Origin of the sequence: Agromyces kandeliae (genome assembly GCF_009674665.1) — a bacterium.
Taxonomy (GTDB): Bacteria; Actinomycetota; Actinomycetes; order Actinomycetales; family Microbacteriaceae; genus Agromyces; species Agromyces kandeliae.
Genome location: NZ_WKJD01000001.1, coordinates 1 through 8,537, shown reverse-complemented (window position 1 = coordinate 8,537; position 8,537 = coordinate 1). Strand labels below are relative to the sequence as shown.

Sequence of the window (8,537 nt, the reverse complement as noted above, 5' to 3'; positions counted from 1 at the left end):
CCAGAACATCGGCTACGTCGAAGCGCACCACATCGACTGGTGGGAACGCGACGCCGGCCCGACCGACCTCTCGAACGGAGTCCTGCTCTGCAGCTTCTGCCACCACATGATCCACCGCGACGGATGGCAGATCCGCCCCGGCCCCACCGAGATCTGGTTCGTCCCGCCACCGCACATCGACCCAGCGCAGGTGCCACGACTCGGCGGGCGGGCGCAGTTCGAGCTGCGCGACGTGCGCGCGGCATGACGCCGGTCGGATGCATTCATGGGGCGCTCCCCTTTTCGGCAGCACCCACCCCCACTGCCGACGGTCACTGGCACGCACCCCGGCAATGCGGCGGGGCGGCGTCAGCTCCTGAGCCAGGCCCAGGCGGCATCCGGGTCTTCGAAGTACGCCGCCTCCTGCGCGTAGAACGGGGTGGCGAGGTGGGCGAGGCGCTCCTCCCACTTCTTGTGGCCGACGATCGCCATGCGCGCGACCTTCTCATGGAACTCACGACCGAAGTGCAGGTCGGAACCCCACGCGCCCACCTTCTCCCACCGGAAGTCGGTGAGGTCGAGCAGCAGCTTCACCGTGCCGTGCTCCTCGACCGCGGCCTCGACCGCGGGCGTCATCACGTCGTAATCGGCCTTCGTCACGTCGCCGGACACGACGAACCCGAGGATGTCACCACTGCTGCGGTCGGACTGCGTGATCGTCATCGGAGTGCTCCGCTCTCTCGTCGTCACCGCCCAGCCTTGCGTGCGGGGGCGACGGCGTCGAGGGGTCGTTGGTCCTGCGGGCCCATCCCGCACAGTCACACGAACGGACGGATGCGAGCGCGAACCCAGGCGGCGATCCCGTCGAGATCGACCGCGCCCGCCGCGACCTCGCGAAGGAACCGATCGGTTTCGGCCACGTCATCGACGACGAGATCGAGGTCGTTGAGTTCGAGGAACGCGACGGTCACGAACCACGCCAGCCGCTTGTTGCCGTCGGCGAGCGGGTGGTTGCGCATCACCGCGGGCAGCAGCGCCGCCGCCTTCTCGTCGAGCGTCGGGTGCACCTCCTCGCCGAACACCGGCATCGGTGCGGCGAGCGCCGACAGCAGCAGGTTGCGACCGCGGGCGCCGTCCTTGTAGTGGAACCCTTCATCGTCGAGCAGCGCCTCGACATCGTCGGGGTCGAGGTAGTCGACCTCCCGATCTTCCGTCACCGGGCGAGACGGTCGAGCAGGTCGGCGTCGCGCGAACGGACGCGGTCGAAGGCCGCGCGCGTACGGGCGGACTTGTCGGCTCGCTCCGCGAAATCGTCGAGCGCGATCTGCACGACCTCGGTCTTCGAACGCCCGAGCCTTGCAGCCAGGGCCTCGAGGAGTTCGTCGTGCGCCTCATCGAGTCGCAGGGTCATCGCCATGGGCACGGTCCTTCCGTCGGCCACCATGGTACAGCGAGGTATCACGGTGATACCACGTCGGATGCGACATCCGCTCGGCCGGAACGGATGCGAACGTCGTGCGCCTCTCACAGCGCGCTGTTCCAGCACATCGCGGCCGGTCGCCTTCGAAACGCGTCAGTGCTCGCCGTCGGCGAGGATCGCCTCGAGTCGCGCCACGCACTCCGCCACGAACTCCGGGAACGTCTCCCTGTAGTACGGGATGCCGCTCACGGCGACCGCGATCGCCCAGCCGCGGGCGCGCAGCCACGTCGACTCGTCGAGGTCGATCGCATCCCAGTAGCCGCGGCGCGCGGCCGACGGCAGGTCCCAGAGCGCAGCGTGCTCGGCGTCGGGTGCCCCCACCGAGAGCGCGCCGAAGTCGATGACCGCGCACAGCCGTCCGTCGCGGGCGAGCAGGTTGCCCGGGCGCAGGTCGCCGTGCAGCCACACGTGCGGCGCCGGCGAGTCGGGCAGCACGAGCGCGTCGCGCCACCACCGTTCGAGCCGGTCGACGTCGAGCACGTCGCCGACCAGGGCGCGGGATGCCGCGAACGCGGGCTCCACCCACGACACCGGCTCGCGCAGGCTGCCGCCCCGATACCAGCTCAACTCCCCCGACCGCACCGCACCCATCAGCTCGGTGCCGTGCAGGTCGCGGACGAACTCCGCCAGGTCGGCGCCGAACCGCGCCCAGTCGTCGACCGTGTCGGATGCCGGCGGGGCGCCCTCGATCCACCGGTACACCGACCACTCCAGCGGGTACCGGTCCGACGGCGCGCCGGCGTGCACCGGCTCGGGGATGCGCACCGGGAGCCGAGGCGCGAGCCGCGGCATCCACTCGCGCTCCTTCCGCAGTGAGCCGACGCGCCCGGGCGTCCGCGGCATCCGCACCAGCAGCTCATCGCCGAGGCGGAACATGACGTTGTCGGTGCCGCCGCCGGCACGGACGAGCGGGAACTCGGCCCACTCGGGGCGTTCGAGTCGAATGACGGATGCCGCGAGGTCGGCGTCGATCGGGATCTCATCATGGTGCAGGGCCATCGAGGACAGTCTGGCACCGGGAACGACGGTTCGAACGGACACCCTTGTCTTATACGCACATAGGTGCGTATAGTCGCGACCATGCCACGACGACGCCCGGGAGTGCTCCTCCCGATCGAGCTCGCGATCCTCGATGCGGGGCTCACCATCCAGCCGCGCGAGGGATCGTTCTTCGGGTTCGCGCTCGCGCGCACGCTCGCCGAGCGCGACGGGTCCGCGCTGATCTCCCACGGCACGCTCTACCGCGCCCTGAACCGGATGGATGCCGCCGGGCTGCTCGAATCCGAGTGGGAAGCACCCGAGCTCGCCGAGGCCGACGGACGCCCGCGCCGCCGCCTCTACCGGGTCACGGGAGCCGGTGAGGCCGCGTTTCGCGCGGCTGCCCGCGCCGAGCAGCGCGGCGCGGTGACCGGAGAGGCGCTCGCATGACCGGCCGGAACGACCGAGCCGTGGAGCGCGCCGCCCGGGCGACGCTGCACTGGACGCTGCGCTACACGGGCGGCCTCGATCCCCTCGTCGCGGCCGACCGGCAGCACGAGGTCCTCTCCGACCTGCACGAGCAGACGGCCTGGGCGACCGAGTCGGGCATCAGCCAGCGCGCCACGGCGCGGTCGATCCGAGCGCGGATGCTGCGCGGCATCCCGGCTGACCTCGGCTGGCGGCGCGCGCAGCTCACCGGCCGCGAGGGCATCCGGTTCAGCCTGCCGCGCGCCGACGGGCTGCTCCTCGCCGCGGTGGCAGTCATCGGCATCGTGCAGGTCGCGGTCGGCGCGTTCATCGCGGCCCGCCAGGTGCGTGCACTGCTGATCGATGACATCAGCTGGGTCCCGAACTCCGTCGCGCTCACCATCGCGCTCGGCGCGGTCGCCCTCGTCGCGACCGCGCTGCTCCGGCACCGACGCACGAGGCACTGGGGTGCGGCGGTGCTCGCCGTCACCGGCCTCCTCATCTTCGCGCAGAGCGTCGAGGCGCTGTACTACATCAGCGCGACCGCGCTCCTCGTGATCAACGGAGTGACGTGGCTCGAACCCGCCGCCTGGGCCATCGGCACCGGCGTCGCAGTCCTCTGCCTCGCCGCCACCGCCCAGTGGGCGAGCCCGGCGCGCCGCCTCCCGACATCTGCCGCATCCGTCCCTACCGGAGAGGAATCCCGATGAACATGCAGGACCTGCTCGATGACGAGCGTCGACGCGACGAAGCGCGACAGGGCCGACGGATGCCGCGGCGCCGCGCCGCACTCCTCATCGGTACCGTCGGGGCGGTCATCGCCATCGGCACCGCCGCGGCGCTCACCGCAGCGGCCGTCTCCGAGGTCAACCGATACGAGCAACTGTCGGCCGCGGCGTCGGACGTCTCGCCGGCCCCGACCGCTTCGGCGACGGACCCGACGCTCGCGACGGCCGACCCCGAGCCGAGTACGTCCCCGGCGGCGGCATCCGCTTCTGGCGAGGCATCCGCCTCGGTCGACGGCGACGCCGAACCGGCTCCCGGCGGCATCGCCACCATCCTCGGGTACACCGTGTACGACGAGACCTCCGACCTCGACCTGATCCCGAGGCCGTCGGCGGAGTTCGTCGAGAAGTGGGCGATCGACGTCGAGACGATCCTGATGCAGGCCCACCTCGACGCGGCGTGCATGGCCGGCAAGGGGTTCACGGCCGCGTTCATCCCGATCTGGCAGACCTGGGAGAACGGCGACACGGTGGCGGTGCTCGACGAACTCGACGAGTTCAACGACTCCCGGACCCCCGAATGGCACGAGGCGATGTACGGACCCCGAGACCAACCGCTCGGCGACGCCTACGACTGGACGCAGGCCGGATGCCACGGGGCGGCCGTGCACTACACCGGAATGGACGACGCCAACTAGGCCGCACCGTTCGAGGCCGGGCCGGCGGGCGCCCGCCCGCCGATTCCGAGGACCTCAGGCGGCGTCGAGACCAGTCGCCCCGACACGCACCGCGTCGAGCACGGCCTGCAACGCCGGCGAGTCCGCCTGGCTGCGGCGGTGCACGGCCGCGACGCCGCGCACCGACGCCGGCTCGACCGTCGGGATCGCCACGAGGTCGTCGGGCAGCGGCGACCGGCCGAGGCGCGGCACCAACGCCACCCCGAGCCCGGCGCGCACGAGCTCGAGGTGGTTCTCGAACTCCATCGACTCGTGCACGATGCGCGGGGCGTTCGAGACGCCGTCGAACAGGCGCCGCAGCCACTGCCGGCAGATCGTCGAGTCGAACGTCGCGACCCACTCCTCGTCGGCGAGGTCCTGCGGCGTGAGCGCCGCGGCCCCGGCGAGCGCGAGCGGATGCTCGCGGCGCAGGATCACGTCCGCGACATCCGTGAACAGGGGCGTCTCGACCAGGTGGTCGGGCATCGCGAGCGCGACGCCGCCCCATCGGTGCACGATGCCGAGGTCGCGCTGACCCGACGCGACGAGCGCGATCGTCTCCCACGGCTCGCTCTCGCGGAGCGGTACGCGCAGCTCGGGATGCTCGTCGCGCAGCCGCGGCAGGACGTCGACGAGCAGGCCCCGCACCGCGGTCGAGAACGCGCCGATGCGCACCTCGCCGGTGATGCGGCGCGCGGCCGCGCCATCCGCCCCAGGCCCCCGGCCTGCGAGATGCAGGTCGGCCTCGATGCGCTCCAGGTCGGCGAGCACCGTCGCCGAGGACGTGACCAGCTGGCGAGCGGCATCCGTCAGCACCACACCGCGACCCGCGCGCTCGAGCAGCGCGACCCGCGTGCCGCGCTCGAGGCGCTTGATCTGCTGCGACACCGCCGACGGCGTGAACCCCAGCGCATCCGCCGCCGCCGCGACGCTGCCGTTCGTGGCCACCGCGCGCAGCGCGACCACGGCTTCGAGATCGATCATGCAGCAATGCTACCGATTCAGGAGCAGAAATGGTCTCTGGTGTTTCCGGATGCCTCGGGCCACCCTTGACCCATGACGAGACGCGACATGCTGCTGGCCGCGCTGGTGGCGACGATGTGGGGCTTCAACTTCGTCGTCATCGACTGGGGCATGGACGGCATCCCGCCGCTGTTCTTCGTCGCGATCCGCTTCGCGGTCGTCGCGGTGGCGGTCGTCCTCGTGCCGCGCCCGCTCGCGAGTTGGAAGACCGTCGTCGGCGTCGGCCTCTTCATGAGCCTCGGCCAGTTCGCCCTGCTCTACACGTCGATCGCGCTCGGGCTCCAGCCCGGCATCGCCGCACTGCTGCTGCAAGCGCAGGTCGTGCTCACGATCCTCGTCGCCGCGCTCGCGCTGCGCGAGCGGCCCACGCGGCTGCAGGTCGCGGGAGTGCTGCTCGGGACGGTGGGGCTCGGCGTCGTCGCCCTCGGCCGCGGCGGCGACGCGCCGGCGCTCGCGGTCGTGCTGTGCCTGCTCGCCGCGCTGTCCTGGGCGATCGGAAACGTCATCTCGCGGAAGGCCGGCCCGGTCGCGCCCGCGCGGCGATTCGGCGCCCTGTCGCTCACCGTGTGGTCGTCGCTCGTCGTGCCGCTGCCCGCGCTCGGCCTGTCGGCCCTCATCGAGGGGCCCGACGCGATCGCCGCCGGAATCGCGGCGTTCGGATGGCGCCCGCTGCTCTCGACGCTCTACACCGCGGGGCTCTGCACGCTCGTCGGCTACGCGATCTTCAACGGGCTGCTCGCGCGGAACCGGTCGGCGTCGGTCGTGCCGTGGGTGCTGCTCGCGCCGGTCGTCGCGATGGCGTCGGCGGCGGTGCTGCTCGGACAGGTGCCGAACATGTGGGAGACGGTCGGCGGGGTGGTGCTCGTGGTCGGAGTATTCGTGGCGAATGCGCCGGGGCGGCGGAAGGCGGCGACTGGGGCGAAGGCGCGAGCTGGGGCGACGGCGCGAGCTGGGGCGACGGCGGCGCCAGGGGCGACGGCGAAGGCTGGGGCGACGGCGAAGGCTGGGGCGACGGCGGCAGAAGGGGCGCCGGAGGCATCCGCCATGGACGCCGCGGGGCCGCGGTCGGGGTGACGCGCGCGGGACGTGCGGCACGCGCCGCACGACCCGATGGTGCGCGGGGCCCCGGAGCATCCGCCCCAGCCTATTGCGCCTCGCGCCCGGGCGCTGCCAGCATGGCCGCACCCCTACCACCGCGGAGGCCCGCATGCCCGACACCGTGTCCCTGCCGCCGAGCGCGACGCTCTCGACCCTTCCCGGCGCGGCGGTGCTCTGGCGGGTGCGGCGGCTGCTCGGGTGGGCGATCGGCACCGGCTTCGCGTACAGCCTGATCGGCGGCGCGAGCAAGGGCACGTGCGCGGGCGGGTTCACGGGCGACGGCGGGAATCTCGATGGGGTCGGCCCGGCGACGGATGCCGCGCCGCTCTGCCTCACGGCGACGCTCGAGCCGTCGGGCTTCGCGTACGCGGTGATCGCGATCGTCGTGTTCACGACGATGACCGGGGTGCTGCGTCGCGCCGTCGACCAGGCGGATGCCATCCGTCGCCTCGATCGCGCGGTGGTCGGGATCGTCGTCTTCGTGCTCGCTTGGACCGTGATCACGCAGGCGTCCTTCGCGGGCATCTCGCTCGAGTCGTGGGACGGCACCGGAACGTTCTCCTTCGAGGGGTTCCGGTTCGGGAACATCGTGACGGATGTCTCGCCGATGGCCGAGTAGACACGATTCGCACGCGCGCCACGGGTCGGCGACCGCCGCCGTCGCCGCCGAGCGTGGTTCGGAAGCTGCACGACGACTCGTCCTCCACAGGAGCACGCCGCGCGGAGTTCTGCACAGGAAAACAAGCAGGTCAACCGGCATTTCCGGTGCAAACGGATGTCGGTGGGTGGGTGCAGGATCGAAGCATGGAACAGCCCCCGACCCGGAACCTTCCGCTGGGCGCGCTTGCTGCGCTCCAGCGCGATGTCGCCGCGCTGAGTGAGGCGTGGGCGGGCGGATCGGCGGCGTGGGGCGCCGTTCGCGCGGGCGCGCAGGTCGAGGTCGAGCAACTGAGCGATGGCGGCCTCATGCAGGTCACCGGTGCGCTGGCGCGGGTCCGGCGCGACGTCGACGCCCTGCTGACGAGGGTCGCGGCCGAGGTGTCGAAGCGGTCCGGGCCGGAATTCGGCGATACCGGTTTGGCCAGGGCGCAGGGGTTCCACAACTCGACCCGCCTCATCGCCGCCGCCACCGGAGGCTCGCGTGGCGAGGCGCGCCGGCTGATCGCGGTCGGTATCGCCACCGCGGAACGGCAGGCCTTCACCGGGGAACGCCTCCCATCGCGCCATCGGCACGTCGCCGAGGCCCTCGAGTCGGCCGCGCTCAGCGTCGATGCGGCATCCGCGATCACCACGATGCTCGACCGGGCGTCGATGCGGTCCGATCCCGATCGCGCTCAGGTCGTCGAGCGTGCGCTCGTCGACCTTGCCGCGCGGGTGCCGCTCGAGACCCTCATGCGCGGCGTGCGCGAGGCGGAGGCGCGACTCGATCCCGACGGCGTCGAACCGCGTGAAGACGAACTCCGCATGGAGCGATCGCTGACGATGAGAGAAGACGGCCGCGGCGTGGTGCACCTGCACGCCCGACTCGACCCCGAGAGCGCGGCTCCGGTGAAGGCGGCGATCGAGGCGCTCGTGAGCGACGCGCTGCGCCGGCGCGAACCTGGCGGACGCGCACTCAGCGGTCGCACGCTCGCCGACGGCCCGGCCGGCGACGGCGCGCACGGCGACGGTGTTCACGGCGCGGTCATCGACGACCACCGAACCATCCCACAGATCCAGGCCGACGCGCTGGCCGCCCTCGCCCGCCACACCCTCGGCTGCGCCCAGACCCTCGCTCCGCTCACCAAGACCACGGTCGTCGTTCGCGTCGACCTCGATGCGCTCGTCGAGGGGCTCGGGCACGCACGCATCGACGGCATCGAACAGCCCATCTCGGCCGGCACCGCCCGTCGCATGGCCGCCGACGCCGAAGTCATCCCCGCCGTACTCGGGGGCGGCAGCCTGCCCCTCGACCTCGGCCGCGCGGCCCGCCTGTTCACCAAGGCGCAGCGCCTCGCCCTCGGCGAGCGCGACGGCGGCTGCGCCTCCTGCGGCCAGAACATCGGCTACGTCGAAGCGCACCACATCGAC

General features: G+C 72.2%; 12 protein-coding genes. 7 read left to right on the top strand and 5 right to left on the bottom strand.

The genetic code is table 11. The annotated features are described in order from the left end of the window. A partial coding sequence (locus tag GJR97_RS00055; RefSeq protein WP_195760558.1) for an HNH endonuclease signature motif containing protein occupies window positions 1–247 on the top strand: 247 nt, incomplete at its 5' end. A gap of 101 nt (window positions 248–348) precedes the next feature. Here GJR97_RS00055 and GJR97_RS00050 read toward each other — a convergent pair. The 4 genes from GJR97_RS00050 to GJR97_RS00035 form a co-directional block, all read right to left on the bottom strand. Next, the gene (locus GJR97_RS00050; RefSeq protein WP_154344532.1) at window positions 349–702 is read right to left on the bottom strand and encodes a SpoIIAA family protein; all 354 of its coding nucleotides are present in this window, start codon (window positions 700–702) and stop codon (window positions 349–351) included. A gap of 95 nt (window positions 703–797) precedes the next feature. Then, complete coding sequence (locus GJR97_RS17945) at window positions 798–1,196, bottom strand: type II toxin-antitoxin system death-on-curing family toxin (protein ID WP_324612919.1); 399 nt, start codon at window positions 1,194–1,196, stop codon at window positions 798–800. Beyond that, window positions 1,193–1,396, bottom strand: coding sequence for a ribbon-helix-helix protein, CopG family (locus tag GJR97_RS00040; RefSeq protein WP_195760557.1), 204 nt, complete (start codon window positions 1,394–1,396; stop codon window positions 1,193–1,195). Before GJR97_RS00040 ends, GJR97_RS17945 begins: the two co-directional genes overlap by 4 nt. A gap of 156 nt (window positions 1,397–1,552) precedes the next feature. Next, the gene (locus tag GJR97_RS00035; RefSeq protein ID WP_154344530.1) at window positions 1,553–2,458 is read right to left on the bottom strand and encodes an aminoglycoside phosphotransferase family protein; all 906 of its coding nucleotides are present in this window, start codon (window positions 2,456–2,458) and stop codon (window positions 1,553–1,555) included. An 81-nt stretch (window positions 2,459–2,539) separates the two neighbouring features. On the opposite strand from GJR97_RS00035, the gene GJR97_RS00030 reads away from it, so the two are divergent. Genes GJR97_RS00030 through GJR97_RS00020 form a run of 3 tightly spaced genes read left to right on the top strand, consistent with a single transcriptional unit; the run spans window position 2,540 to window position 4,328 of the window. After that, window positions 2,540–2,887: a PadR family transcriptional regulator gene (locus tag GJR97_RS00030; RefSeq protein WP_154344529.1), complete on the top strand. Its 348-nt coding sequence runs from the start codon at window positions 2,540–2,542 to the stop codon at window positions 2,885–2,887. Then, on the top strand, window positions 2,884–3,615 hold the full coding sequence (locus tag GJR97_RS00025; protein ID WP_154344528.1) for a hypothetical protein: 732 nt from the start codon (window positions 2,884–2,886) through the stop codon (window positions 3,613–3,615). Before GJR97_RS00030 ends, GJR97_RS00025 begins: the two co-directional genes overlap by 4 nt. Next, entirely contained in the window at window positions 3,612–4,328 is a 717-nt protein-coding gene (locus GJR97_RS00020) for a hypothetical protein (RefSeq protein WP_154344527.1), read from the top strand. Before GJR97_RS00025 ends, GJR97_RS00020 begins: the two co-directional genes overlap by 4 nt. 54 nt (window positions 4,329–4,382) lie before the next feature. Here the strand turns inward: GJR97_RS00020 and GJR97_RS00015 are convergent, their stop codons facing one another. Continuing rightward, window positions 4,383–5,330: a LysR family transcriptional regulator gene (locus GJR97_RS00015; protein ID WP_154344526.1), complete on the bottom strand. Its 948-nt coding sequence runs from the start codon at window positions 5,328–5,330 to the stop codon at window positions 4,383–4,385. Window positions 5,331–5,402: 72 nt separating this feature from the next. On the opposite strand from GJR97_RS00015, the gene GJR97_RS00010 reads away from it, so the two are divergent. From GJR97_RS00010 to GJR97_RS00005, 3 genes are all read left to right on the top strand, one after another. After that, complete coding sequence (locus tag GJR97_RS00010; RefSeq protein ID WP_154344525.1) at window positions 5,403–6,443, top strand: EamA family transporter; 1,041 nt, start codon at window positions 5,403–5,405, stop codon at window positions 6,441–6,443. A gap of 133 nt (window positions 6,444–6,576) precedes the next feature. Then, on the top strand, window positions 6,577–7,086 hold the full coding sequence (locus GJR97_RS17795; RefSeq protein ID WP_195760556.1) for a hypothetical protein: 510 nt from the start codon (window positions 6,577–6,579) through the stop codon (window positions 7,084–7,086). Further along, a partial coding sequence (locus GJR97_RS00005) for a DUF222 domain-containing protein (RefSeq protein ID WP_195760555.1) occupies window positions 7,005–8,537 on the top strand: 1,533 nt, incomplete at its 3' end. The genes GJR97_RS17795 and GJR97_RS00005, both read left to right, overlap by 82 nt.